Raw genomic sequence first — 26,206 nt, forward strand, 5'->3', positions numbered from 1 at the left:
TGGTCCGCCCGCGCCGCCTTGGATAGGCCTGCCGCCCTTAACCCGGAGAACGCCGATGTCGCTCACCCCCATGAAGACGAAGATGCCGCTCCTCGCCGCCGCCGCGATGGCCATCGCCGGGCTCGGCGCGAGCCGCTCGTCGGCCACGCCGCCGGTGAACTGGGGCGGCGAGACGCTGGTCAAGACCAACCTGGACGAGATCGCGAAGGTCAACGACGAGCGGATCAAGTTCCAGACCAAGGACCCCATCGATACCCAGACGGTGCGGCTCGAATGGTCGGCCAATGGCTCGTCAGTCTGGCATCACCATCCGGGGATGGTGCTAGTGCAGGTCGCGTCGGGAACGATCGTGGTCACGCGGGAAGAAAATGGCCGCTGCACCACCCAGAGCTACGGGCCGGGCGAGTCCTTCGTCGAGGGCGACAGTCCGCATGTCGGGACCAGCGTCGACGGGGCGGTCGCCTATGCGGTCGCGCTCGTCGCCGACGGGCAGCCCGGCCGCGTCAACGACGACGCGCCCGCTTGCGCGTCGGGACCCGGGGTGCGCACGCCGGGCTAGGCGAGGTCCTCGTCGTCGAGCGCGTAGCCGGCCGAGCGGACGGTGCGGATGAGATCCGGCTCGCCGATCGCCTGGCGGAGGCGGCGGATGTGGACATCGACGGTGCGCAGCTCGATGTCATCGCTGTGCGGCCAGACCCGCTCGAGCAGCTGCTGGCGCGAGTAGACCCGGCCGGGGTTCTCGAGGAAGTGGCGGAGCAGCCGCCACTCGGTCGGGCCGAGCGCGAGCGACTTGCCGTCGCGCCGCACCTTGTGGGCGACGATGTCCATCTCGAGCCCGGCATAGTCGAGCCGCTCGGCGGCGCGTTCCGGCCGCGCCCGGCGCAGCACCGCGCCGGCCCGGGCGACCAGCTCCTTCGGGCTGAACGGCTTGGTGATATAGTCGTCGGCGCCGGTCTCGAGCCCGCGCACGCGGTCCTCCTCCTCGCCGCGGGCGGTGAGCATGAGGATCGGCAGGCTGGCCGAGCGGCGCCGCAGCCGCCGGCAGACCTCGATCCCGCTGATCCCCTCGATCATCCAGTCGAGCAGGACGAGGTCGGGCTTGACCTCCTCGGCGAGGATCAGCGCCTCCTCCCCGTCGCCGGTGCGGGTCACCGCATAGCCGGCGCGCTCGAAATGGAAGGTGATCAGCTCGGCGAGGGGGCGGTCGTCCTCGACCAGGAGCAGCTGCCGCTCGGCCATGGCTCAGCCCGCCAGCGGGTCGGCGCCGCGGGCGCGCTCGCCCATGCTGCGGCCGGTCGCGGCGTAGTAGACCATCTCGGCGATGTTGGTGGCATGGTCGCCCACCCGCTCGAGGTTCTTGGCGACGAACAGGAGGTGGGTCGACTGGCCGATGTTGTGCGGGTTCTCCATCATGTAGGTGAGGAGCGAGCGGAAGATGCTGTCGTAGAAATCGTCGACCGCCTTGTCGCGCTCGCACACCCTCAGCGCTTCCTCGGGATCGCGGCTGACGAAGGCGTCGACGACGTCGTGGACCATGCCGACGGTGATCCGCGCCATCTCGGGCAGGAGCGAGATCGGCTCGATCTTGCCCGCGTCCTCGAGCAGCGGGACCCGCTTGGCAATGTTCTTGGCATAGTCGCCGATCCGCTCGACCACGCCGGCGATCTTGAGCGCCGCGACGACGTCGCGGAGGTCTCCCGCCATGGGCGCCCGGAGCGCGATGATCTGCACCGCGCGCGCCTCGGTCTCGGCCTCGAGCGCGTCGAGCCGCTTGTCGGCGTCGACCACCGCTTGCGCGCCCTCGCCGTCGCGCTGGACGAGGCAGCGCATCGCCTCGCCGATCGCATGTTCGGCATGGCCCCCCATCTGGCTGATCAGCGCGCGGAGCGCGTCGAGATCGTCGTCGAAGGCCTTGATCGTATGTCCGCTGGTGGCGATCATTCGCGTCTCCAACTCAGCCGTAGCGGCCGGTGATGTAATCCTGGGTGCGCTGCTCGCGCGGATTGGTGAAGATCTCCCGCGTCTCGCCATATTCGACGAGTTCGCCGAGGTGGAAGAAGGCGGTCTGCTGGCTGACCCGGGCGGCCTGCTGCATGTTGTGGGTGACGATCGCGATCGCGTAGCGGCCGCGCAGCTCGTGGATCAGCTCCTCGATCCGCGCGGTGGCGATCGGGTCGAGCGCCGAGCAGGGTTCGTCCATCAGGATGACCTCGGGGTCGACCGCGATGGCGCGGGCGATGCAGAGGCGCTGCTGCTGGCCGCCGGACAGGGCGGTGCCACTGTCGGCGAGCCGGTCCTTGACCTCGTCCCACAGGCCGGCGCGCTTGAGCGAGCGCTCGACGATCTGGTCCATCTCCGCCTTGCCGCTCGCCAGCCCGTGGATGCGCGGCCCGTAGGCGACATTCTCGTAGATCGACTTGGGAAAGGGATTGGGCTTCTGGAACACCATGCCGACGCGGGCGCGGAGCTGGACCACGTCCATGTCGGGCGAGGTGATGTCCTGACCGTCGAGCGTGATCGTCCCCGTCACGCGCGCGCCCGGGATGGTGTCGTTCATCCGATTGAGGGTGCGCAGGAAGGTCGACTTGCCGCAGCCCGACGGACCGATGAAGGCGGTCACCCGGTCCTCGTGGATGTCGACCGACACGCCCTTCAGCGCTTCCTTGGCGCCGTAGAAGACGCGCACGTCGCGGGCGCTCATCTTGGCCTCGGCGTCGGCCGCGGGGGCGGGAGCCATGGTCTCGACCTGCGGCTCGGGCGCGGGGGCGAGCGCCTCCGGCTCGGGCATGCCGGCGAGGGTGGTCGAGGGACCCTCGCGGTTCGCCTCGGCCTCGGCCGCGACGCTCGGGAAGGGCACCGGGCTGTTGATGTTGATGGGGGTGGTCTCTTTCATGGGGATGCTACCAGCGGCGCTCGAAGCGGTTGCGGAGGAAGATGGCGAGGCCGTTCATCGCCAGCATGAAGACGAGGAGGACGATAATCGCCGCGCTGGTCCGCTCGACGAAGGCGCGGTCGACCTCGTCCGACCAGAGGAAGATCTGCACCGGCAGCACAGTCGCCGGGTCGAGCACGCCGCCGGGCGGGGTGACGATGAAGGCGCGCATGCCGATCATCAGCAGCGGCGCCGTCTCGCCCAGCGCGCGGGCCATGCCGATGATCGTGCCGGTGAGGATGCCCGGCAGCGCGAGCGGGAGGACGTGGTGGAACACGACCTGCATCTTGGACGCGCCGACGCCGAGCGCCGCCTCGCGGATCGAGGGCGGGACCGACTTGATCGCGTTGCGCCCGGCGATGACGATCACCGGGAAGGTCATCAGCGCCAGCGTCAGCCCGCCGACCAGCGGCGCCGAGCGCGGCAGCTGCATCGTGTCGAGGAAGACGGCGAGGCCGAGCAGGCCGAAGATGATCGACGGCACCGCGGCGAGATTGTTGATGCTGACCTCGACGAGGTCGGTCCAGCGGTTCCGCGGCGCGAACTCCTCCAGGTAGAGCGCGGCGAGGACGCCGATCGGGAAGGCGAGGGCAATGGTCACGAGGATGGTGTAGAAGCTGCCCTTGAGCGCGCCCCACACGCCCGCCTGCGCCGCGTCGGTCGCGTCGGTGCTGGTGAGGAAGGTGAAGCTGAGCCCGCCCACGCCCTTGGCGCCCATGTTGACCAGCAGGAAGGCGAGGAACAGCACGGACAGGGCGACCGCGCCGATCCCCAGCGCCTTGAAGCGGCGCTCGGCGGCGTAGCGGCGGCGGACGCGCGCTTGCATGCGCGAGTCGTTCCAGCGGGAGGCGGGGCTATTCATAGGCTTCCCGGTAGCGCCGCACGACCGCGAGCGCGATGAGGTTGAGGAGCAGGGTGATCAGGAACAGCGCCAGCCCGAGCGCGAAGGCGGCGAGGGTCTTGGGGCTGTCGAACTCCTGCTCGCCGGTCAGCAGCTGGACGATCTGGACGGTGACCGTGGTCACGCTGGCGAACGGGTTGGCGGTGAGGTTGGCGGAGAGGCCGGCGGCCATGACGACGATCATCGTCTCGCCGATCGCCCGGCTCACCGCGAGCAGCACCCCGCCGACGACCCCGGGGAGCGCGGCCGGGAGCAGCACCTTGCGGATCGTCTCGGACTTGGTGGCGCCGAGCGCGAGGCTGCCGTCGCGCATCGACTGGGGGACCGCGGCGAGGCTGTCGTCGGCCATCGAGCTGACGAACGGGATGATCATGATGCCCATCACCAGCCCGGCGGCAAGCGCGCTCTCGGCGGAGGCGGAGCTGATGCCGATGGCGAGCCCGGCGTCGCGGATCATCGGCGCCAGCGTGATCGCGGCGAAATAGCCGTAGACGACGGTCGGCACGCCGGCGAGCACCTCGAGGATCGGCTTCAGCCACTTGCGCAGCCGCGGGTCGGCATATTGGGTGAGATAGATGGCGCTCATCAGCCCGAGCGGGATGGCCACGAGCATGGCGATGATCGCGCCGATGAAGACGGTACCCCAGATCAGGGGGACCCAGCCGAACGCGCCCGAGGAGCCGGCCTGGTCGGCGCGCAGCGCGACCTGCGGGCTCCAGTGGGTGCCGAACAGGAATTGCAGCGGGCTGACCAGCTGGAAGAAGCGGATGCTCTCGAACAGCAGCGAGACGATGATCCCGACGGTGGTCAGGATGGCGATCAGCGAGGCGGCGACGAGGAGGCCGAGCAGCAACGCCTCGACCCGGGTGCGGGCGCGGAAGCCCGAGCGGACCCGGCTCAGCGCGACTCCGCCGGCGGCCAGCGCGACCAGCAGCGCGAGCCCGGCGCCGAGCAGCGACCAGCGCTGTTCCGCCGCCTTGATGACCGGCGCGACCGCGTTGGACTCGGGATTGAACCCCGCCGCGAGCGTGCCGTGCGCGACCTGCCGCGCCTCGGCGAGGATGGTGCTGCGCTGAAGATCGAAGGCGGGGAGCGCCTGTCCCGCGGGGCTGGCGAGCACGTCGTGTGTGACCAGCCGGTCCTGCAGCGGGATCCAGGCGGCGAGCAGGAGCAGCGCGGGGATGGCTGCGGCGAGCGCGACGAAGCTGCCGTGGTAGAAGGGCAGGCTGTGCAGCCGCGGCCCGGCGACGCGCAGTCGGCGCGCCCGGACGAGGCCGGACCAGCCCGCCACCGCGGCGAACAGGAGGACGGCGGCGAACGCCAGGGACAGGATCATGGCGTCCGCCGCCCTCGACCTACTTGAGACCCGCCGGGTCGAGCGGCTTCATCGCGGCCGCCTGCGCCGACGCGGCCGATGCGTCCGCGCCGCCGAACGGCACGAGGCCCTTCTTCTCGAGCGGGCCGCCCTTGCCCCACTGCGTCGCGTAGAAGGCGACGAACTGCTTGAGCGCCAGCTTGGCCTGCATGTGCTCGCCCTTGACGTAGAGGAAGAGCTTGCGCGCGCCCGGGTAGCTCAGGTTAGCGATCGTCGCCTCGGTCGGGACGACGCCGGCGATCTGCACCGGCTGGATCTTGTCGGCGTTCTGCTCGAGGTAGGAATAGCCCAGCACGCCCAGCGTGCCCGGCTCGCCCGCGACCTTCTGGACGAGAAGATTGTCGTTCTCGCCGGCCTCCACATAGGCGCCGTCCTCGCGGACCTTGGTGCACAGGTCCTTGTGCTTGGCCTCGTCCGACTTCTTGAGCGCGACCATCGCCGGGTCGCTCTCGCAGCCCTTGGTCAGGTAGAGGTCGGCCAGGCTGTCGCGGGTCCCCGAGGTCGGCGGCGGGCCGAGCACGCGGATCTTGATCGCGGGGAGCGCCGGATTGACGTCCTTCCAGGTCTGCGCCTTGTTCGGCCCCTTGCCGTAGGGATTGGCGGCGAGCGCGGCGTAGATGTCCTTCTGGGTGAGATTCTGGAGCTGGCCGCCCTTGCTCTCGATGATGGTCAGGCCGTCGATGCCGATCGGCACCTCAATGACGTTCTTGGCACCGTTCTTGGCGCACTCGTCATACTCGCTCTTCTTCATCGCCCGCGAGGCGTCCTCGATGTCGGGGAAGTTGGCGCCGACGCCCGCGCAGAACAGCTTCATGCCCGCGCCGGTACCGGTCGATTCGACCGTCACGCGCGCGCCGGCGTTGGCGCGCTGAAAGGCTTCCGCCGCGGCGGTGGTGAAGGGGTAGACGGTCGAGGAGCCGACGACCTTGATGTCGCCCCCGGCCTGCGTTCCGCCGCCGTTGCTGCCGCAGGCGGCGACCAGCGCCACGAGCGGAAGGGCCGCGAGCATCTTCTTCATGTATCCAGACTCCATCTGATGACGGGCCGGCATTAGCGTCAGTTCGGAGAGTCTATCGTGACGCTTGTGCTACGCTTTTGTGACAGCCGCCAGAGGCAGGCGGACGCTGAAGCGACTGCCCCGGCCGGGCGCGCTGGCGATCTCGAGCGTTCCGCGGTGGCGCTCGACGATATGCTTGACGATGGCGAGGCCGAGCCCGGTCCCGCCGGCGTCGCGGCTGCGGCTCTCGTCGACCCGGTAGAAGCGCTCGGTGAGCCTCGGCAGGTGCCGGGCGGCCATGCCCTCGCCCTGGTCGGCGACCTCGATCAGCAGCTGGTCGCCCTCGGCGCGAAGCGTCAGCGCGACCTCGCAGCCCGGCCCGGGGCAGCCGTAGCGGAGGGCGTTGGAGAGGAGATTGTCGAGCAGCTGGAGAAGCTGCGCGAAGTCGCCGGTGATCGCCGGGAGGGGCTCGGCCAGCGTCATGTGGACCGTGCAGCCGCGCTGCTCCTCGAGCGGGCGGACATGGTCGGCGGCGAGGCGGGCGAGCTCGGCGGGATCGACCTCCTCCTGGGGCGCGACGAAGCGGTCTGCCTCGATCCGCGACAGGCTCATCAGGTCTGACACGATCCGCAGCATCCGCCGCGCCTCGTCGTGGATCGCCTGGCCGAAGCGGCGGCGAAGCTCGGGCGGCAGTTCGCCATCCTCGGCGAGGGTCTCGGCATAGCCGGTGATGGTGGCGAGCGGGGTACGCAGCTCGTGGCTGGCGTTGGCGACGAAATCGACCCGCATCTGCTCGGCGGCGCGGACCGCCGTCTGGTCGGTCAGGCGGACGAAGGTGAGGGACGGCGACAGCGGGCGGACGGTAAGCCGGAAGCGGCGGCCGGGCGCGCCGATCCCGCCGACCTCGATCTCCTCCGGTCGGCCGCCGAGGATGGCCTGGAGCGCCTGCGGTTGCCGGATCGCCAGCCGCAGGTCGTGGCCGACGATCGCCCGCCCGAGCAGCGCGATCGCGGCGGCGTTGGCGGCCTGGACGCGGCTTCCGGCGACGAGCAGCACGGGCTCGTCGATTGCTTCGAACAGGGCAGCGAGGGCAGGCTCGGGGTCGCTCATCGGCGGGCTGATAGCCCAGGCCGGGGTGCCGGCGCTAGGAAGGCAGGCGGCCGCGGAGCCGGAGCTGGTGGCGGACGATGCCGATCAGGACGATCGCGAAGATGGGATAGACCCACAGCCGCTCGGCCGCCGCATAGGCCTGCGGCATGAGGGTGAAGTGGAGCGCCTTGAAGAGGTGCGCCAGGGTCGAGGTGAGCTGGAGCCCGGCGACCCACAAGGGCCAGAACCGCTGCGACACCAGCGCGATCAGGGTGAAGCCGGCGAGCGTCGCCTGGTCGATGATCAGCAGCCCGGTCTCGATCCGGCTGTAGCGCAGCGCGACGGGGGCGACGGCGAAGTGGGTGGCGACCGATGCCAGGACGCAGATTGCCGTGACCGCCCGCGCGTCGCGGCTGCCGCGCAGCATGGCGACGGCGGTGACCAGGAGCAGCAGCGGCCAGTAGAGATAGACGTTCATTGTCGAAGGAGGGCCGAGCCGTCGTCCTGCGAACGGCCCGGCCCGCTTCCGCTCAGGCGACGACGCGCAGCGGCGCGACCGCGGTCTTGGGCGGGCATTCCTCGCCATCGCCGAAGGCGACGGTGCGGAGCCCGGGAACGAGCTGCTGGGCGTCCTTCAGCGCGGCATGGGCATTGGCCATCCCGCCGCGCGCGGCAACCAGGCCCTGGAGCGCGGCGGCGACCTCGACCAGCGCGGCATGGCCGGTGGCGACCGCGACGCCGGCGGTCGCGCGCAGGCCGATCATCCGCGATTGCAGCTCGGCCAGCTGCCCGAGCGTCTCGTCGATGCAGTCCTCGACGGTGCGTACCTGCTCGGCGACTTCGAAGGCGGCGTTCTCGATCTTCTGTTTACGCATGACGGCTCCTGTTCCAAGGCCCGGCCCGCGGCGCGCCGCGGCGCGCTCAGACCAGCGTCACTGCCCCAGCAGGCGGCTGAGGCTCTCCAGGCCGGCGAGATACATGCCGGCGGAGAAGGCCGAGCCGATGGCGATCAGGACGATCCACATCAGCCGGGCGGCAACGCTCATCTCGTTGCGCGGGTTGGTCCTCGTGGCGATCGGCAGAACCAGGGAGGGTCGGGCATTCCCCGTCCCCTGCTCGGTATCGAGGCCGAAGCTCCCGTCCCTCCCTGCACCGTCAGCGTGCCGAATCTGAAAACCGACGGCCTCATCCGTTTCGGCGGGATCGGCGTCGGCGGGAATGTCCGGCGCTTGATATATCAAGCGCTGATATGCGCCCGTCTCGGCGAGCGCGACCAGGCGCGCCGCCTCGCTGCGGCGGGTGACCCCGAGGATCGGCAGGGCAAGGCGGATCCGCTGGTCCACCGTATGCGGCGAAATCCCGAGCCTGGCGGCGATTTCCTTGGACGACAGATGCTCGGCGACCAGCCGGAGGCAGGCGCGCTGGCCTTCGTTCAGGCGGTCGACCCGCGTTCTAGCCTGTGCCCGTTCCACGTCGCGAAGTATGGCCCGTTCCTGCAAGGCGCCGCCCTCTCTCGACGACCATGACAACTATCTTCAGGCTGTAAGGTTCGCTGATCGGTCAATCCACACCGTTAATATCCGGGGTGTGTCGCCGCGGTTACCGGCGCCGCGAAGCGGCCGGCGAAGCGCCGGCCGGCATGTCGGGACCGCTCGGGAGCGATGGTGGAGAGGGCTGGATTCGAACCAGCGTACGCTTGCGCGGGCAGATTTACAGTCTGCTGCCTTTAACCACTCGGCCACCTCTCCACGGGCAGCGCGCCGCCAATGGCGGGGCGGGGACGCGCTGTCAACCGAGCCCGGCGGGTAAGCCGCGCTTCGCGACGACGGAACCCACCGGCGCGCAGGGGCGGCCGGCTCCGGCTGGAGCGGGTGAAGGGAATCGAACCCTCGTCGTAAGCTTGGAAGGCTTCTGCTCTACCATTGAGCTACACCCGCGAAACAGCAGCCGGCCGCCGTTCCCGATCGCTTGCCGCCGGTCCGATCCGGAGCCGGCGTGCGATGCGGGTTGCCGATGCCACGAGTGCGGCGCACTGGTCAACCGCCGCCCTTCGCGCACGGCGGGCGATCGGGTGAGCAGCAAGGTCAGCGCACGACGACGGCGCGCTCCATCGTCGCCAGCTTGGAGAGGAAGGCGTTCTGCGCGGCGAAGGACACGCGCTCGGCGCGCATCGCCGCCTGGAGGTTCTCGACCAGCGCGTTGAAGTCGGCCTGCTGCAGCCCGAGATCCTTGTGCGCGTCCTTCATCGTCCGCCCGGTGTAGCTGCAGCCGCCGCCGAGGATGTAGCAGAACTGCTCCTTCAGCGTGCGGCGGACGCGGACCATGTCCTGGCCCTTGAAGATGTCGCCGATGCGGGGATCGCGAAGGTTGCGATCGACCAGCGTGTCGACGATGCGGTCGACCCCGGCCTGGCCGTGGAAGGCCGCCCACAGCCGCTGACCGCCGAACGGCGTCGCGCCGGCGTTGCGGTCGTCCTGGACATAGGCGGTGGTCGGCAGCTCGCCGGGGTGGACCGCCGGCGTATCGGTGACCGCCAGAACGGCGATGAGCGGAAGAAGCACGGGCGGTCTCCTCTTAGAAGCTGGCCTGGAGTGACAGGAACGCGCCGGTCTGGCGGCGGAAGGTCGCGATGTCGCCGAGGTCGACATAAGCGGTGGTGACGGTGAGATGGTGCGCCGGCGCCCAGGCCAGGAACAGGTCGTAGCTGTCCTGCTCGCGCGCGAAGCCGAGATTGTCGGGCTTGGTCCTCGCCTCGGCGCCGACCGCGAGGTTGCGGCTGAGGAGAAGCGCGGCGGAGCCTTCCGCCTGCGGGCGGTAGCCGTGGTCGCGATCGCCGCCGAAGCCGAGCAGGCCGAACTGGTTGGCTCGGGTCAGCCGCACCGTCCCGTTCAGCAGCAGGCTGTGGCGGAGCAGCAGCTTGGTCGCCGCGACATAGACGTCGACCCCGCTGGCATGCCGGCCGCCGACCGCGTGGATGATCGCGTCCTTGTCCGCCCGCTTATATTCGAGGCCGACCGCGACCTGCGGCAGCAGCCGGTCCTGATCGTAGACCGCGTGGCCGAACAGGCGGACCTTCACGCCGATATCGTCCTGGTTGAAGCGGAAGCCGCGCCCGAGCCCGAGCGCCGCACCGGCAGCGCGGGTGTCGAAGCTGTTGTGCGCGACGCTGATCTCGATCCGGTCGCGATAGCCGATCGCCGCGCCGACGCCGGTCAGCGCGAAATCACGGAGCGGCACGTAGGTGGCATGGACGGAGCCGCCGATGCCGTCGCTGGTCTCCTCGCCCGCGATCACCGCCCAGGTCGCGAGACCGCCGCCGGCGGGCCCGTCGACGGTGCTGACCCCGTTGGTCAGGAGGAGCTTGCCGCCCGCCCGCCACTCGCTCCGCGCAAGGACTGGCGACGAGCAGCAGACCGCCGCCGCCGCGGCGCAAAGGGTCAACCGGCTGAACATGGGATACTCCTACTCGGCGCGAGGCCAAGGGTAGCTAATGAGGACTTATCCTTGCCGTCCGGTAAATGGCGTCTTCAGCCAATCTCAACACTTCGGGTTCAGGTCGGCAGCATGTACCGCGTCATCCTGCTCCCGCTGTGCCTGGCGTCCGCCGCCGCGCACGCGACCACCGCCACCTTCGTGGCCCGCGATCCCGCGGGGCGCCCCTTGAGCGACGCGGTGGTCACCGTGCGGACCGCGACCCGTCCGGCGGGTCCGATCCGCTTCCCGTGGCCGATGGTGATGGGGCAGCAGGACCTCAGCTACACTCCGCACGTGCTGATCGTGCCGGTCGGCGCCACCGTCTCCTTCCCCAATCGCGACCGGGTCCGGCACCATGTCTACTCCGTGTCCAAGCCGAAGAAGTTCGCGATCAGGCTGTACGGCCACGAGGAACAGCGGACCGAGACGTTCGACCGGCCGGGCGCCGTCGCGCTGGGCTGCAACATCCACGACCAGATGAGCGGCTTCATCTACGTCGTCGACACGCCCTTCGCGGCGACCACCAACGCGCAGGGGATGGTCCGCTTCGCCAACCTGCCGGAGGGCGCGGCCACGGTCACCGTCTGGTCGCCGTCGCTGCGGATGCCCGGCAACAGCTGGTCGGGGCCGCTGCGGATCGCCGGCCCCAACCTGATGACAAGCCTCGTCGCGCGCCGCTGAGCGGTTGGCGATGTTCGCCTTCCATCATCTGCGGACCCGCCTGGTGGTGCTCTATGCCGGGCTGTTCGGCATCACCATGCTGGCGGTGGCATCGGTCGCGCAGCTGGTCATCCGCCATCATGCACGCGACACGGTCCAGGCCGAGCTGACCGCGAGCGGAATCGTCTACGACCGGATCTGGTCGCTCAAGGCCGAGGCGCTGACCGAGTCCGCCAACGTCCTCGCCCGCGACTTCGGGTTCCGAATGGCGATCGCCAGCGGCGACAAGCCGACGATCGATTCCGCGCTGGTCAACCTTCGCCACCGGATCGGGATCGACCACGCCTTCGTCGTCGACCAGGCGCGGGAGGTGGTCGGCGACGGGCCGGGCGACCTCGTCAAGGCGGTCGCGGAGCTGCCGGACCGGCTGGAGCCGGGGCGGAACAACGCCGTCGTCGGCATCGGCAGCGGCACCTATCGGCTGGTCGCCTCGCCGGTGCTCGCGCCGACCCAGATCGGCTGGGTGGTGTTCGCGGTCCCGCTCGACCGCTCGGAACTCCATGCGCTCGACCGCCTCTCCGCCATCCCGGTCGAAGCCAGCATCCTGCGCCGCTCGGCCGACGGGCACTGGGTCGATCCGTCGGGCAAGCTCGCCCCCGCCGCGACCCTCGACGCCCTGGTCGAACGCGACGGCAGCGAGGGGGAGAGGCTCGAGATCCTGAGCGGCGCGCAGGGGCCGTCGTTCATGATGGCGAAGCGGCTCGCCGGACCGGATGGCCGGCCGAGCGCGGCGCTTCTGCTCAGCTACCCGGTCGCGGCCGCCTTCGCTCCCTACCGCAGCCTCCAGTTCGGGCTGGCCATCGCCGGCCTGCTCGGGCTCGGGCTCGTGCTGCTCGGGAGCCGTCGGCTCGCCGGCACGATCGCCCGGCCGATCGTCGAACTGGACGCCGCCGCCAAGGCGCTCGAGGAGGGCTCCCGGACCGAGGTCGCGGTGCGCGGGTCGGACGAGATCGGGCGGCTCGCCGAGAGCTTCAACAAGATGTCCGCCGGGATCGTCGAGCGCGAGCACCGGATCGGCCACATGGCCTTCCACGACGCGCTGACCAACCTGCCCAACCGTGCCTTCTTCCGCGAGCAGCTGGAGGGCGCGCTGGCCCGCGCCGGCGGGCGCGACGTCGCGGTGCTCTACCTCGACCTCGACGGGTTCAAGAGCGTCAACGACACGCTCGGCCACCCGGTCGGCGACGAGCTGCTGAAGCTGGTCGGCGACGTGCTGACCGAGGTCGCGACCGACGCCGCGGTGTCGCGGCTCGGCGGCGACGAGTTCGCCATCATCCTGACCGGCCCCAAGGGCAGCGACCGGCCCCGCACGCTGGCGCAGCAGATCGTCGATCGGATGCGCGAGCCGATGATGGCGGGAGGACACCTGATCGCCACCGGCACCAGCATCGGCATCGCAATCGGGCCGGAGGACGGCACCGACGCCAACACCTTGCTCAAGAACGCCGACCTCGCGCTCTACCGCGCCAAGCAGGACGGGCGGGGCGTGTTCAGCTTCTTCGAGCCGTCGCTCGATCGCGCGGCGCGCGCGCGGCGCCAGCTCGAGCTCGACCTGCGCGGGGCGCTTCGGACCGGGCAGTTCCGGCTCGAGTTCCAGCCGATCTTCGACCTCAAGGCCGAGCGGATCGGCGGGCTCGAGGCGCTGCTGCGGTGGGACCATCCGACCCGCGGCCTGATCACGCCGGGCGAGTTCATCCCGGTCGCGGAGGAGACCGGCCTGATCGTCGCGATGGGCGAGTGGGTGCTGCACGAGGCGTGCCGCCAAGCGCTCGCCTGGCCCGAGGACGTCCGCATCGCGGTCAACGTCTCGCCGCTGCAGTTCCGCAATTCGGGCTTCACCAACGTTGTCTTCCAGGCGCTGACGCGGAGCGGTCTCGCCCCGCAGCGGCTGGAGATCGAGATCACCGAATCGGTGTTCCTCGACGGCGCCGACGCGGTCGTCGCGCTGCTCCACCGCCTCCGCGCGCTCGGCGTCCGGATCGCGCTCGACGATTTCGGCACCGGCTATTCGTCGCTGAGCTACCTGCGCAGCTTCCCGTTCGACAAGCTCAAGATCGACCGCAGCTTCGTCGCCAACGTCGCTTCCGACGAGAGCGCCGGGGCGATCGTCGATGCCATCGTCCACCTCGCCGGGGCGCTCAACATGGACACGACAGCAGAAGGGGTGGAGGACCCGCAGCAGCTCGAGAGCCTGCGGCTGCACGGATGCGGCAGCATCCAGGGCTTCCTGTTCAGCCAGCCGATCCGCGGCGCCGCCGTCGCCTCGCTGCTGGAGCAGCGCGCCAGCCAGGCGGCCTGACGCGCGGGGCGGCGCCGGCGCTCGCGATCAGGGACGGCGCTGCGCGAAGGGGCCGAGGATGGTGCCGACAAAGCCGCCCGCCCGGGCGGTGCTGAGCAGCGTCGCGTCGGCGCCCGCCAGCAGCGGACGCCAGCGCCCTCCCGCGGAGGCCCAGGCGAAGTCGGCCCGGTCGCTGTCGAGCGTGATCCTCAGCCGCACGGCGCCCGGAGGCGCGGCAACGGAGGCAAGCAGCACGCCGTCGACCGGGCTTGCCTTGCCGTTGCGGCGCCGCAGCTCAATCTGGCGCTGCCCGGCAGCACGGCCGATCGCGAGCGCGTACCAGAACTCGTCGTTCTGGAACGCGGCGAGCCCCGCCATCTCGCCGTCGGCACTCGGCTCGAAGCGGAGTTCGGTGACGAGGTCGGCGCGGCGGTTCTGAAGCCGCCGGCCGAGGAAGCTCGGGTTGGCAAAGGAGCCCAGGCCCGCCGTCCGTGGACGAAGGGTCAGGCCGGCGTTCCCGAGGCTGTACCAGCGCTCGCGCGGCGTTCGCAGCATCAGCCATTCCGGCCCAAGCCGGCGCTCGCCGAAGCGGGTCGCCCAGCGGATCGGCCCGCTCTGCGGCGGCGCCGCGCTCCGCTGGCGCGGCAGCGGGGCCGGCGCCACCAGCGGGACCGGCTGGCCGGGACCGGTGATGACCGGCCAGCCGTCCTTCCAGCGCACCGGCATCAGGAAGGTCTCGCGCCCGGTATCGTAGAAGTCGCCGCGGTACGGCCTGGTGCCGAGGAAGACCGCGAACCAGCGCCCGTCCGCCAGCGCCACCAGGTCGGCGTGGCCGGTCGAGGTGACGGGCAGCGGCCGCGCGGGCGGCAGGTCGCGCTGGGTGAGGATCGGATTGTTGGGCCCGGGCGTGTAGGGACCGGCGATCGAGCGGCTGCGGAACACCACCTCGCTGTGGCCTTCCGCCGTGCCGCCCTCGGCCGCGACCAGGTACCACCAGCCGTCCTTGGCGAAGAGGTGCGGCCCCTCGATCCACTGCGGCTTGCGGCGGGGGTTGGTGCCGGCGTTGACCAGAAGGGTTGCCATGCCGGTCCTTCCCGTTTCCGGATCGACCGGGCGGAGCCAGATGGCGCGGTGGCCGGGGTAGGTCGAGCCGCCGGGCGGCGGGCCGTTGTAGACGACATAGGCCTGGCCGCGCTCGTCCCAGGCCAGGGAGGGATCGATCGCGTCGCTGAGCGCGGGCAGGAACACCGGCTGCGACCAAGGGCCGGCCGGGCTGCTCGCCGAGACGATGTAGTTGCCGCCGCACTCGACGCAGGTGTTGACGATCCGGAAGCGGCCGTCGTGATGGCTGATCGACGGCGCGAACAGGCCGAAGCTGGTCGGCACCTGCTTGAAGTCGAGCTGGCCGGGACGGTCGATGGCATTGCCGATCTGCCGCCAGTGGACGAGGTCGCGGCTGTGGAAGATCGGCAGGCCGGGGAAGAAGGCGAAGCTGGAGTTGACTAGGTAGAAGTCGGCACCCACGCGGACGATGCTGGGGTCGGGGTAGAAGCCGGCAAGCACCGGGTTGCGATACTCGCGCGCGCCCGGCGCCGGCGCCCCCGGGTCGCTGCCGCGATACTCGAGCGAGCGGAAGCGGGCGAGCGGCGCGGGTCCGGGTCCGGGTCCGGGTCCCGCCACCGGTCCGGCGAGCGCAGCGGCAAGGAGCAGCAGGCTGCGCATCTCAGTCTCCGAACACGAGTGAGCGGATGTGGCGGATCATCGCCGGGGTCGGCGGCCCGTAGATCCCGCGCACGGCCGCCGGCAGGTGCTCGGCGGGATCGGCGTCGAACACGAAGTGGGCGAACACCGCGCGCCACGCCTCACGCTGGTCGGGCGGCAGCTGGCGGAGCGAGCCGATCGCCAACATCAGCACGTCGCCCGGGCTGGCCGCGAGCCCCACCGCATCGCCCCACCAGTAGTTCACGAACAGGTTGACCGGCGCCAGCGAATCCACCGCGTGCCACCAGTGATAGGGAATGTAGATCGCGTCGCCGGGGCCGAGCTCCGCCGTCGCGGCATGGCGCCACGCCTCCGCGAAGCGGGGATGAAGCTCGAGGTCGGGGGCCGCGGGATCGACCATGCTGACGGGGGTTCCGGCCGGGGTGAGTTCGAGCGGGCCGGGGTAGAGATTGCCGATCTGGTCGGGCGGGAAGAGGGTGAAGCGCCGCCGCCCGGCGACGACGATCCCGATATTCTCCTTGAGGTCGTAATGGGTGGCGACGCGGATCCGGTTCCCGAGCCAGGCGCGCGGCGGCACCCCCGGGAGCAGCGCCTCCAGCCCGTTCTCGCGCTCGAACCCGGGGAGCAGCCCGGCGACGTCCTCCCCCTGCACCGCCATCGCCAGCGGCCGCGGCGCCTCGCGGTCGCGCAGCAGCCGGTCGAGGAAGGGGTCGAGCGGCGAGGTGCCGCGCTCGAAGTTCAGCGCGGTGAGCGCCTCGGTGTAGAAGAAGCGGCCGTCGATCTCGGGCTGGCCGACCAGCGCCACCACCGGCCGAGGGGTCGAAAAGCGCTTGAGATAGGCGATGAAGTCGGCGTCGGAGCGCTGTGCCGCGGTCACCGCCGGCCAGGTCGACGCGAGGCCGCGGATGACGAACGGCTGGGTCGCGCGGCGGCGCTCGGCCAGTTCGTCGCGGTCGAGCCCGGCGACTTCCGGCAGCGGCGCGGCGGGAGACGCCATCATGCCGCGGTCGGGATGCCGGCGCCGAGCTGCCTGATCCACTGCTGCTGGGTCGGCAGCAGGCTGGCCGTATGCTCGACGACGCCGCGGATATGGCCGAGCCGCGCCAGCGTCTCGTCGTCCGCCAGCAGGTCCGCAGCGGGATGGTAGCCGCCCGCCGCGATGCCCTGGCCGACCATCACCGACAGCCAGCTCGTCTCGGTGAACAGCTCGTGCTGCTCGCGGAACACGCGGCCGTTGCTGCGGAACATGGCGAGCTTCTCGGCCAGCGCCGGCGGCGGCTCGAGCGTGCGGCAGTAGTTCCAGAACTCGGAATCGTCGCGCTCGGTCGCTTTGTAGTGGAGGACGAGGAAGTCGCGGATGTCGACATATTCCTGCACCGTCAGCGCATTGTAGCGGGCGATCTCGGCGGGATCGAAGGCGAGCGTCGGGAACAGGGTCAGCAGCCGAGCGATGCCGGTCTGGACGAGGTGGATGCTGGTCGACTCGAGCGGCTCCAGGAACCCCCCGGCCAGGCCCAGCGCCACGACGTTGCGGTTCCACGCCTCGCGCCGGTGGCCCGCCCGGAAGCGCAGCGCGCGCGGATCGCCCAAGGCGGCGCCGTCGAGACTGCCGAGCAGGGTCGCGGCCGCCGCGTCGTCGCTGACGTGCGCGCTCGAATAGACATAGCCGTTGCCGGTGCGGTGCTGGAGCGGGATGCGCCACTGCCACCCTGCCGGCCGCGCGGTCGAGCGAGTCAGCGGCCGCCGGTCCTCGCCGCTCTCGCAGGCGACCGCCAGCGCGCGGTCGCACGGCAGCCAGCGCGACCAGTCCTCGAAGCCGACGCCGAGCGTCTGGCCGATCAGCAGCGCGCGGAAGCCCGAGCAGTCGATGAACAGGTCGCCCTCGACCCGGCGATCGTCGGCCAGGTGGAGCGCGCGGACGAACCCGCTCTCCCCGTCCTGCTCGGCGTCGACGACCCGTCCTTCCGTCCGCCGGACGCCCCCCGCCTCGGCGCGTGAACGAAGGAAGCGGGCGTAAAGCGCGGCGTCGAACTGGAAGGCGTAGGCGATCCTGGCGAGCGGCGACTTGGGCTGGTCCGGCCGCGGGTGCGAGAAGCGCCCCTGCCGAGCGGCGACCGCGGCCAGCGAATAGTCGTCGAGTTCGCTGTCGTCGCCGAGCGACCGGCCCTTGAGCCAGTGATGGTGGAACTCGATCCCGCCCATGTCGACGCCGTAGAAGCCGAACGGGTGGATGTAGCGGTGGCCGAGCCGGGTCCAGTCGCGGAACTCGATCCCCAGCTTGTAGGTCGCCTGGGTGCGGCTGACGAACTCCGCCTCGTCGATCTCGAGCAGCTGGTTGAACAGGTTGATCTGCGGGATGGTGGCCTCGCCCACCCCGACGGTGCCGATCTCGTCGGATTCCACCAGTTCGATCGTCAGGCCGGGCAGGGCGCCGATTACCTTGGCCAAGGCGGCGGCCGCCATCCAGCCGGCGGTGCCGCCGCCGACGATGACGATCCGCCGGACAGGGTCGCCGATCAAAAGGCGAATTCCGGCAGCGCGGAGGGCTGGCTCGGTGCCTGCAGGGTCGAACGGCACTGGGCGATGAACTCGCCGTGCGAGGGCAGCCGCTCGACGGTCTGGTCGATCGCCCGCCGCATCTGCTCCATCGCGTTGGCGACCAGATTCTCGTCGAGCGCGTCGACCACCGGCTCATATTCGTCGGGAACGATGTGCTGCCCGAGCATGACCGCGACCCAGCTCGAGGTCGAGAACAGTTCGGCGCCCTCGGCGAAGATGCGGCCCTTGGCGCGGAACAGCTCGATCCGCTCGGCGAGGCTGTCGGGAATGGCGGTCGCCGCGCACTGCCGCCAGAAGTCGGAATCGCTCCGCTCGGTCGCCTTGTAGTGGAGCAGGACGAAGTCGCGGACGCGCTCGGCGAGCGACTGCATCTGCCGGTTGTACTCGTCGCGCTCGACCGCGAGGAAGCGCTTGTCGGGGAACAGCGCGATCAGCCGGGCGATGCCCGACTGGACGAGATGGATGCTGGTCGATTCGAGCGGCTCGACGAAGCCGCCGGCGAGCCCCAGTGCGACGACGTTGCGGTTCCAGGCGAGCGACCGCCGGCCGGTGGTGAAGCGGAGCAGCCGCGGGTCGCCCCCTGGCTCGCCCTCGAGATGGTCGCGGAGCGTTCGCTCCGCCTCGTCGTCGGAGCAGAAGCCGCTCGAGTAGACGTGGCCGTTGCCGACGCGGTGCTGAAGCGGGATCCGCCATTGCCAGCCCGAGCGCCGCGCCGTCGCGCGGGTGAACGCCTCGGGCTCGGCACCGGCGAGCGCGCAGGGCATGGCGATGGCGCGGTCGCACGGCAGCCAACGGCTCCAGTCCTCGTAGCCGGTGTTCAGCGCCTCCTCGATCAGCAGCCCGCGGAACCCCGAGCAGTCGATGAACAGGTCGCCGTCGATCGATCGCCCGTCGGCAAGCCGAACGCTCTCGACGAAGCCGTCGGCCGGGCGCAGCGCCACATGCTCGATCCGCCCCTCGGTCCGCCGCACCCCATGCCGCTCGGCATAGCGGCGGAGGAAGGCGGCGTAGAGCGCCGCATCGAAGTGGAAGGCGTAGCGGAGCGAGGCGAGCGGCGCCTGCGCGGCCCGCCCCGGGCGGGCGAACCGGCCACGCTGCGCCGCGACCGCGCTGATCGCCCAGTCGCCGATGTCGGGCACCGGGCCGGCCATCTTCTCGCGCAGGTAGAGCTGGTGGAAGTGGATCCCCTGCAGGTCCTGGCCATAGCTGCCGAAGGGGTGGAAGTAGCGGTCCCCGAGGCGGCCCCAGTCGACGAACTCGATCCCCAGCTTGAAGGTCGCCTGGGTCTCGGCGACGAACTCGTTCTCGTTGATCCCGAGCATGGCGTTGAACGAGATCAGCGGCGGGATGGTGGCCTCGCCGACCCCGATGGTGCCGATCTCCTCGCTCTCGATCAGCGTAACCTTGGTGTAGCCGTTGTTGAGGAAGCGGGAGAGGGCGGCGGCGGCCATCCAGCCGGCGGTCCCGCCGCCGACGATGACGACATTCTTTATTCGGTGATCGGTCACTGGGCAGGGCTCATGGCAGAAAGGGGAAGGCGGGCGAGGCGCGCCTGGTGCTGGCGGCGGAGCGCGGCGAGCGCCCGCTCGCGCGGGACGGCGGTGGCGAGCGGATCGATCCGCCGCGGACGCTCGCCGCAGCCGATCAGGATGGCCAGCCAGCTGTCGCGGGCGAAGGTCTCCTCCTCGTAGAAGGGCAGGCGACCGCGGCTGCGGAACTGGTCGAGGCTGTGCTGGAGTGAGGCCGGCAGGGGTCGCTCGCGCGTCTCGCGCCAGAACGGCTCGGGCCGGCGCGACACCGCATAGTGGAGGCCAAGGAAGTCGCGCACCCGTGCCGCCTCCATCGCGCTCTGGCGATTGAACTCGGCGACCTCGACGGGCGCGCAGGCGCTTCCGGGCAGCATCGTGATCAGCCGGTCGATGAGGCTCAGCGCCAGGTGGAGGTTGGTCCATTCGAGCGGCTCGACCGCGACGGCGGCATCGCCGATCGCGAGCAGGTTGCCGGTCCACGGCGAGCGGCGGCGGCCCTGCCGGAGCGGGACCACGGCGGCATCGGGCGCGCCGAGCCACGCCAGCGCCTCGCGGTCGCTCGCATGTCGGGACGACCAGGCGACCCCCCGCGACTGCTCGAACGGCGAGCGCGACGACCAGCCCCAGCCCCACGGCAATCCCTCGACACGGTCGAGCGGCAGCGGGTCGGACGCGGGCGCGCTGGCGATGGCGACGCGGTCGCAGGGGAGCCAGGCGGACCAGTCCTCCCAATCGGCGGCCGACGCGGTGCCGGGAAGGCCTGCGGGACCAGCGGCGTCGATGAACAGGTCGGCCTCGAGGCGGTCGCCCGTCGTCGTGCGGACCGCCTCGAGGCGGCCCTCCGCATCGGTCTCGGTCGCGGCGGCCGCTCCGCTCCGCTCGCGCGCGCCGAGGTGCAGCGCGAAGGCCCGGATCATGGCGCGATAGCGACCCGGGGTCAGGGTCAATCCATGCTCGGAGTCTTCGGGGATGCGGCCCGCCAGCGCGGCGCCGCCATTCTCGGAGAAGGAGTCGAAGGCGGCGGGGGCGGCGTCGGCCGAGCGCAGCCACTGCTGGTGGAAGTTGCTGCCGTCGACCGGCTCGCCGACCGGTCCATACGCATGGACGAACCGCTCGCCGATGCCGGACCAGTCGGTCATCAGATTGCCCGCGCGGCGGCTGCTCCCGGCCGCGCCGAGCGTGTCCCGCTCGCTCAGCCGCAGGTCCTCGTGAAAGCCGACCAGCGACGGCAGGGTCGCGGCGACCCGGTCCGCCAGCGCGTCCGGCGCGACCGGCTGAGCGAGGACATCGACGGCGATCACGGGCAGGTGGCGGCGGATCGCGGCGGCGGCGCACCAGGCGACGATCCCGTCGCCGACGACCAGGATGCGGCGGATGTCGCGGTCGATCATGCCGCCCTCCGCATCGGACAATAGTGATCGAGGAAGCGGCGGTGCTCGGTCGTCGCGGCGACCTCCGCCGCGATCTGCTGACGCAGCGCGGTCATCGCCGCCACCAGCGCCGCCTCGTCCGGCAGGTCGGCGCGCCGGTCGTGGCCCTCCGGCATGATCCCCTGGCCCAGGTAGACGGCGACCCAGCTGGCATCGAGGAAGACGCCCTCACGATACTTGACCACCCGTCCGCGCCGGCGGAACAGCTCGATCTTCTCCGCGAGGCTGTCGGGGATCGCCATCGTCCGGACGTAATCCCAGAAGCTCGAGTCCGAGCGGGTCGTCGCATGATAGTGGAGGATCAGGAAGTCGCGGATGCGGTCATATTCGAGATCGATCAGCCGGTTGAACTCGTCGCGGTCGGACGGGCTCGCGGCGCCGGCCGGGAACAGCTCGACGAGGAAAGTGATGGCCTGCTGGATGAGGTAGATGCTGGTCGATTCCAGCGGCTCCAGGAAGCCGCTCGCCAGGCCGACCCCGACGACATTGTGCGACCAGCTGCGCGCCCGGCGCCCGGCCCTGAAGCGAAGGACGCGCGGCTCGGCCATCGGCTCGCCCTCCACCACCGCAAGCAGGGCCGCGCGCGCGGAGTCGTCGTCGAGGTGCGCGCTCGAATAGACATAGCCGTTGCCGGTGCGGTGCTGGAGCGGGATCCGCCAGCGCCACCCCGCGCCCATCGCGGTCGCGCTGGTGAAGGGGCTCAGCGCCGTTTCCGTCCGGCACGGCACCGCGACCGCGCTGTCGCACGGCAGCCATTGCGACCAGTCCTCGAAGGATTCGCTCAGCGTGCGGCCGAGCAGCAGCGAGCCGAACCCGGAGCAGTCGACGAACAGCTCGCCGCCGACGTTGCGGCCGTTGTCGAGCTGGACGGCGGTGACGTCGCCGCTCTCCGGGCTGCGCTCGACCGCGACGATCCGGCCCTCGATCCTTTTCACTCCCGCCCGCTCGGCGATCCCCCGCAAATAGGGTGCGAACTGCATCGCGTCGAACTGGTAGGCGTAGCCGTAGGTCGAGCGGAGGCTCTCGCCGTCCTGGCTCGGGAAATCGAAGCGGTTGGCGCGGGCGAGGCGAACGCCGAGGCTGTACTCCTGCAGGTCGTCGACCGGCAGGCCGGCCTGCCGCAACCGAGTCCAGTAATGGTGGAAGTCGACCGCGCCGCGGGCGTTGCCGAAGGTGCCGAAGGGATGGACGTAGGAGTCGCCGATCCGGCCCCAGTCGTTGAACTCGATGCCGAGCTTGATGGTCGCGCGGGTGGCGGCCATGAACTCTGCCTCGGGAATGCCGAGCCGCTCGTTGAAGCCGCGGATGTGCGGCAACGTCGCCTCGCCGACGCCGACGATCCCGATCGCCTCCGACTCGACGAGCGTGATCTCGCACTGGTGCGGCAGCAGCCGGGAAAGCGCGGCCGCGGTCATCCATCCGGCCGTTCCCCCGCCGACGATGGTAACGCTCACTTTCTTCGCTGCTTCGTCCAGCTCGTCCTCGCTCGTCTGCCGCGGCCGACATCTTATGTCCCGCCGCGCGAATCCCCGTCAAACCCTAGCGGCAAATTGTTTTTGGCAAGAAGTTTAGCGCGTTAGCTCGCTGTGGCGATTGCATCACAGTTGTCCCGCAACCTCGTCGAAAGCCATGCGCAACGTCCTTGCCAAGCTCCGACTTGGCTGTTTAATCTCACCGTCACAAGAACAAAAACGGTCAGCGCTGTTAGCGCTACCACCTTGGGGAGAAGATGATGGGTTCGGTAGCGACGGGTGAGTACCGTCTGGCGGCGAACGGCCGCGGCGCGCGTCTTTGCGGCGGCGTGTCGGTGGTCGCGCTGTGCGTCATGGCGGCGGCGCAGCCCGCCGCGGCGCAGTCGACGACCACGACCAGCACGACGAATTCGAGCACGAACGGGCCGGGGACCATCAAGGGGTCCGCGGGCGAGACCCAGTCGAGCGCCCAGTCCGAGCAGCCAAACGCGAGCGTTTCGGCCAGCACCGCGCCGCCGACCGAGCCGGCGCCCGCCAATGTGATCACCGTCACCGGTATCCGCCAGTCGCTCGCGAACGCGCAGAGCCGCAAGCGGAATAGCGACACGGTCATCGACTCGATCACGGCGCAGGACATCGGCGCGCTCCCCGACCGCTCCGTCACCGAGGCGCTGCAGCGCGTCCCGGGCGTCGAGATCAGCCGCTTCGCCGGGTCGAACGATCCCGACCACTTCTCGGTCGAGGGCTCGGGCGTCACCGTCCGCGGCCTGACCTTCGTCCGTTCCGAGTTCAACGGCCGCGATACCTTCTCGGCCGGCGTCGGCGGGCAGGCGATCAACTTCGCCGACGTTCCCGCCGAGTTGCTCGGCGCGGTCGACGTGTACAAGAATGCGACGGCCGACCTGATCGAGGGCGGTCTCGCCGGCACCGTCAACCTCAACACCCGCGTGCCATTCGACAAGAACGGGTTGCAGGTCGGCTACGACCTCGAGCTCAACTACGGCGACCTGCGCAAGAAGACGACGCCGACGGGTTCGCTGCTGCTCAGCAACACCTGGAATACCGGCATTGGCCGCTTCGGCCTGCTCGGAAGCGTGTCCTACTCGCGGCTGAAGAGCCGGTCGGACGGTATCCAGGTCACCAACTTCCAGACCCGCGACGGGACGATCGTCCAGGGCGCCAATGGTGGCGGTTCCGTCTGCCGCCAGCCGCTGCCGTCGAACACCGACACGCAGGGCTTCCCGACCGGGTGCGGGGTCAACGGGCCCGCGGGCGCCAACGGGTTCGCCGATAACCTGCCGCTCGCCTATGCGCCGCTCGGCGGCCAGTTCCGTACCCAGGACTACGACCGCATCCGCCGCGGCTTCGCGGCCGCCGCGCAGTGGGAAAGCCTTGACCGCCGCGCGACCCTGACGCTGCAGTTCCTGCGCACCGACAGCAGCAACAAGTGGGGCGAGCACACCTTCGAGAGCGCGCCCGATCTCAGCGAGTACAACACCTACCCGCTGGGCTGCCAGTACAACACCAACGGCTCCAACGGGCAGCCGCGTGCCGAATGCCCCGACGGCAAGTTCACCAACTACAACTACGACAGCAACAACGTCTTCGAGAGCGGGTACATCACCTATCCGGGCGGCGGCTGGCGTGGGCAGCTTGGACCGACCTCGTTCATTCCGGCCGGCGGCATCCAGCAGTCGCTGTCACGGCGCCAGGTCGACGAGCGCAACGTCGTTCAGGACCATGGCATCAACCTCAAGTTCAACCCGACCGACCGCCTGTCGCTGAACTTCGACGGGGACTATACCAAGGCGCGTCACGACGACCTCGACTTCAGCGTCTTCGGCTCGAGCTTCGCCGACGAGGAACTGGATATCTCCGGCAAGCTCCCGGTGGTTGTCCCGCACAAGCCGAACACGCTGTCGTACAGCTGGTCGCAGCCGAATCCGGCCGTGGTCGGCGAGACCGATGCACAGTATTTTTCGGATCCGAACGTTCAGTTCTGGCGCGCGGCGATGGATCACATCGAGCACAGCACGGGCCATGAATATGCGTTCCGTGCCGATGCCAGCTACGACTTCAAGGACGACATCCCGTTCGTCAAGCGCGTGAAGTTTGGTGCGCGCTACGCCGATCGCGAGCAGACGGTCCGCTACAGCGCCTACAACTGGGGCGTGCTGAGCGAGGTTTGGGCGGGAACGCCGGTGAGCATCGCGCAGGGCGGTACCGGCAACACGGACTTCTTCACCTTCCCCAACTTCTTCCGCGGCGCGACCCCGGGTCCGGTCGGCGGCTACTACTATAACGGCGACCTGATCGGCGACTATGCGAACTCTGCGACCTACTTCAAGTCGCTGAACAACATCTGGCGGACGCAGAACGGCGGCGCCGCGCAGGGCTGGGTACCGGCCGCGGAGCGCATCGGCGTCGTTTCCGGCACCGACTATCTCCCGTCGGAGATCCAGCCAGTCTCCCAGAAGGATGGCAACGCGTACGCGATGCTCAGCTTCGGGCAGAATGAGCCGCTGTTCGGACGACTTCGAATTGATGGCAATATCGGCATTCGCTACGTCAACACGCGGGTGACCTCGACGGGCTCGATCGGCGCTCCGACCCAGCAGGCGCTCGGCATCGACCTACCCTTCACCAGCACGGATCCGGCTACCGGCCTTCCCAACGGGCGGTGCGATCCACGCGTTCCGGTTGGTGCTCCTCCGGGAACCCCGGCGCAGGCACCGGGCGGCATCTGCTTGCTCGGACCGGCGGCTTACGCGCAGCTGCAGCAGTTCGCGACCGGCGCGACGACCACCGATGTGGCCCGGAACCGCTATCATTACTGGTTGCCGAGCTTCAACGTGAAGGTCGGTATCTCGCGCGACGTGCTGCTGCGCTTCGCCGCCTCCAAGGTGCTCGCGCGACCGGACTCGTCGAACATCCGAAACTTCCTGACAATCGGATCGGACTCGAGCGCGGGCTTCCAGCTGACGGCGACGGCAGGCAACCCCTACCTGCTGCCGGCCACCGCCTGGCAGTTCGATCTCACCGGCGAATGGTATTTCGCCCGGGTCGGCTCACTGACGGTGGATCTGTTCGCGAAGAACGTGAAGAACTTCTTCTATTCAAGCGTGACCGATCGACCGATTACCAGCAACGGTATAACGCAGGACGTGTTCGTGCGCGGCCCCGCCAACTATGGCGGAACGGGCAAGATCCGCGGGCTCGAAGTCGCCTATCAGCAGACCTTCGACTTCCTGCCGGGTCTGCTCAATGGACTGGGTGCGGGTGTCTCCTACACCTACATCAAGAGCAAGGGCCTGCCGAACAGCTTCCTCAATGGCGGTGTCCCAAGCACCACCTCGCCCAACGGCGTTCCCGGCAACCTGCCGCTGGAACAGCTGTCGAAGCACAACTTCAACCTGACGGCCTTTTACGAAAAGGGTCCGATCTCGCTTCGGGCAGCGTACAACTGGCGTTCGCGCTTCCTGCTGACCTCGGCCGACGTGATCTTCCCGTACGACCCGATCTACAACGAGGCGACCGGCCAGCTCGACGCCTCGGCGTTCCTGACGGTCAACAAATATGTGAAGGTCGGCGTGCAGGGCGTGAACCTGCTCAACGAAGTGACCCGGACCTCGCAGCAGTTCACCCTCGACGGGCTGATCGGGCCACGGTCCTACTTCGTCAACGACCGCCGCTTCAGCTTCATCGTTCGCGGCAGCTTCTAGCCTCAG

General features: G+C 69.9%; 22 protein-coding genes and 2 tRNA genes. 4 read left to right on the top strand and 20 right to left on the bottom strand.

What is annotated here, in order from left to right:
* Positions 1–55 precede the first annotated feature (55 nt).
* Complete coding sequence (locus HMF7854_RS04580) at positions 56–559, top strand: cupin domain-containing protein (RefSeq protein ID WP_126718021.1); 504 nt, start codon at positions 56–58, stop codon at positions 557–559.
* Here the strand turns inward: HMF7854_RS04580 and phoB are convergent.
* The 14 genes from phoB to HMF7854_RS04650 form a co-directional block, all read right to left on the bottom strand.
* Positions 556–1,239 carry a phosphate regulon transcriptional regulator PhoB gene (phoB, locus tag HMF7854_RS04585; RefSeq protein WP_126718022.1) on the bottom strand — a complete coding sequence of 228 codons (684 nt, stop codon included), beginning with the start codon at positions 1,237–1,239 and terminating at the stop codon, positions 556–558. The two genes, HMF7854_RS04580 and phoB, sit on opposite strands and share 4 nt — an antisense overlap.
* A gap of 3 nt (positions 1,240–1,242) precedes the next feature.
* Positions 1,243–1,941, bottom strand: coding sequence for a phosphate signaling complex protein PhoU (gene phoU / locus HMF7854_RS04590; RefSeq protein ID WP_126718023.1), 699 nt, complete (start codon positions 1,939–1,941; stop codon positions 1,243–1,245).
* Positions 1,942–1,954: 13 nt separating this feature from the next.
* Complete coding sequence (pstB, locus tag HMF7854_RS04595) at positions 1,955–2,737, bottom strand: phosphate ABC transporter ATP-binding protein PstB (RefSeq protein WP_126720063.1); 783 nt, start codon at positions 2,735–2,737, stop codon at positions 1,955–1,957.
* Between the two features lie 163 nt (positions 2,738–2,900).
* The gene (gene pstA / locus HMF7854_RS04600; RefSeq protein ID WP_476712808.1) at positions 2,901–3,794 is read right to left on the bottom strand and encodes a phosphate ABC transporter permease PstA; all 894 of its coding nucleotides are present in this window, start codon (positions 3,792–3,794) and stop codon (positions 2,901–2,903) included.
* Positions 3,787–5,169, bottom strand: coding sequence for a phosphate ABC transporter permease subunit PstC (gene pstC, locus HMF7854_RS04605; RefSeq protein ID WP_126718025.1), 1,383 nt, complete (start codon positions 5,167–5,169; stop codon positions 3,787–3,789). Before pstC ends, pstA begins: the two co-directional genes overlap by 8 nt.
* 19 nt (positions 5,170–5,188) lie before the next feature.
* Positions 5,189–6,226: a substrate-binding domain-containing protein gene (locus tag HMF7854_RS04610; protein ID WP_126718026.1), complete on the bottom strand. Its 1,038-nt coding sequence runs from the start codon at positions 6,224–6,226 to the stop codon at positions 5,189–5,191.
* A gap of 69 nt (positions 6,227–6,295) precedes the next feature.
* Entirely contained in the window at positions 6,296–7,315 is a 1,020-nt protein-coding gene (locus HMF7854_RS04615; protein WP_126718027.1) for a sensor histidine kinase, read from the bottom strand.
* 34 nt (positions 7,316–7,349) lie between these two features.
* Positions 7,350–7,772 (bottom strand): hypothetical protein, encoded by a 423-nt coding sequence (locus HMF7854_RS04620; RefSeq protein WP_126718028.1) that lies wholly within the window; start codon positions 7,770–7,772, stop codon positions 7,350–7,352.
* Positions 7,773–7,824: 52 nt separating this feature from the next.
* Entirely contained in the window at positions 7,825–8,169 is a 345-nt protein-coding gene (locus tag HMF7854_RS04625; protein ID WP_126718029.1) for a hypothetical protein, read from the bottom strand.
* Between the two features lie 57 nt (positions 8,170–8,226).
* Positions 8,227–8,793, bottom strand: a complete 567-nt coding sequence (locus HMF7854_RS04630; protein WP_185829155.1) for a helix-turn-helix domain-containing protein — start codon at positions 8,791–8,793, stop codon at positions 8,227–8,229.
* A gap of 163 nt (positions 8,794–8,956) precedes the next feature.
* Positions 8,957–9,042 (bottom strand) — tRNA-Tyr (locus HMF7854_RS04635).
* A gap of 115 nt (positions 9,043–9,157) precedes the next feature.
* Positions 9,158–9,231: transfer RNA gene (locus HMF7854_RS04640), tRNA-Gly, on the bottom strand.
* A gap of 147 nt (positions 9,232–9,378) precedes the next feature.
* On the bottom strand, positions 9,379–9,855 hold the full coding sequence (locus HMF7854_RS04645) for a group I truncated hemoglobin (RefSeq protein ID WP_239016838.1): 477 nt from the start codon (positions 9,853–9,855) through the stop codon (positions 9,379–9,381).
* A gap of 13 nt (positions 9,856–9,868) precedes the next feature.
* Positions 9,869–10,747 (bottom strand): DUF3034 family protein, encoded by an 879-nt coding sequence (locus HMF7854_RS04650; protein WP_126718032.1) that lies wholly within the window; start codon positions 10,745–10,747, stop codon positions 9,869–9,871.
* Positions 10,748–10,858: 111 nt separating this feature from the next.
* Between HMF7854_RS04650 and HMF7854_RS04655 the strand changes: the two genes are divergently transcribed.
* A complete protein-coding gene (locus HMF7854_RS04655) occupies positions 10,859–11,449 on the top strand; it encodes a cupredoxin domain-containing protein (RefSeq protein ID WP_126718033.1) in 591 nt (196 codons plus the stop codon).
* 10 nt (positions 11,450–11,459) lie between these two features.
* Entirely contained in the window at positions 11,460–13,787 is a 2,328-nt protein-coding gene (locus HMF7854_RS04660) for a putative bifunctional diguanylate cyclase/phosphodiesterase (protein WP_126718034.1), read from the top strand.
* 27 nt (positions 13,788–13,814) lie between these two features.
* Here HMF7854_RS04660 and HMF7854_RS04665 read toward each other — a convergent pair whose 3' ends face one another.
* From HMF7854_RS04665 to HMF7854_RS04690, 6 genes are read right to left on the bottom strand one after another with little or no spacing between them, the layout of a single operon-like run.
* Positions 13,815–15,488, bottom strand: a complete 1,674-nt coding sequence (locus tag HMF7854_RS04665; protein ID WP_126718035.1) for a glycoside hydrolase family 43 protein — start codon at positions 15,486–15,488, stop codon at positions 13,815–13,817.
* 1 nt (position 15,489) lies between these two features.
* A complete protein-coding gene (locus HMF7854_RS04670) occupies positions 15,490–16,488 on the bottom strand; it encodes a cupin-like domain-containing protein (protein ID WP_126718036.1) in 999 nt (332 codons plus the stop codon).
* Positions 16,485–17,951: a tryptophan halogenase family protein gene (locus HMF7854_RS04675; RefSeq protein ID WP_420822373.1), complete on the bottom strand. Its 1,467-nt coding sequence runs from the start codon at positions 17,949–17,951 to the stop codon at positions 16,485–16,487. Before HMF7854_RS04675 ends, HMF7854_RS04670 begins: the two co-directional genes overlap by 4 nt.
* A gap of 53 nt (positions 17,952–18,004) precedes the next feature.
* Positions 18,005–19,555 (bottom strand): tryptophan halogenase family protein, encoded by a 1,551-nt coding sequence (locus HMF7854_RS04680; protein WP_126718038.1) that lies wholly within the window; start codon positions 19,553–19,555, stop codon positions 18,005–18,007.
* A complete protein-coding gene (locus HMF7854_RS04685; protein ID WP_126718039.1) occupies positions 19,552–20,967 on the bottom strand; it encodes a tryptophan 7-halogenase in 1,416 nt (471 codons plus the stop codon). The genes HMF7854_RS04680 and HMF7854_RS04685 overlap by 4 nt, the downstream gene beginning before the upstream one ends.
* The gene (locus HMF7854_RS04690; RefSeq protein ID WP_275402002.1) at positions 20,964–22,460 is read right to left on the bottom strand and encodes a tryptophan halogenase family protein; all 1,497 of its coding nucleotides are present in this window, start codon (positions 22,458–22,460) and stop codon (positions 20,964–20,966) included. Before HMF7854_RS04690 ends, HMF7854_RS04685 begins: the two co-directional genes overlap by 4 nt.
* 275 nt (positions 22,461–22,735) lie before the next feature.
* Between HMF7854_RS04690 and HMF7854_RS04695 the strand changes: the two genes are divergently transcribed.
* Positions 22,736–26,200 carry a TonB-dependent receptor gene (locus tag HMF7854_RS04695; RefSeq protein ID WP_239016839.1) on the top strand — a complete coding sequence of 1,155 codons (3,465 nt, stop codon included), beginning with the start codon at positions 22,736–22,738 and terminating at the stop codon, positions 26,198–26,200.
* Positions 26,201–26,206 lie beyond the last annotated feature (6 nt).

This window comes from Sphingomonas ginkgonis, from assembly GCF_003970925.1.
Lineage (GTDB): Bacteria > Pseudomonadota > Alphaproteobacteria > Sphingomonadales > Sphingomonadaceae > Sphingomicrobium > Sphingomicrobium ginkgonis.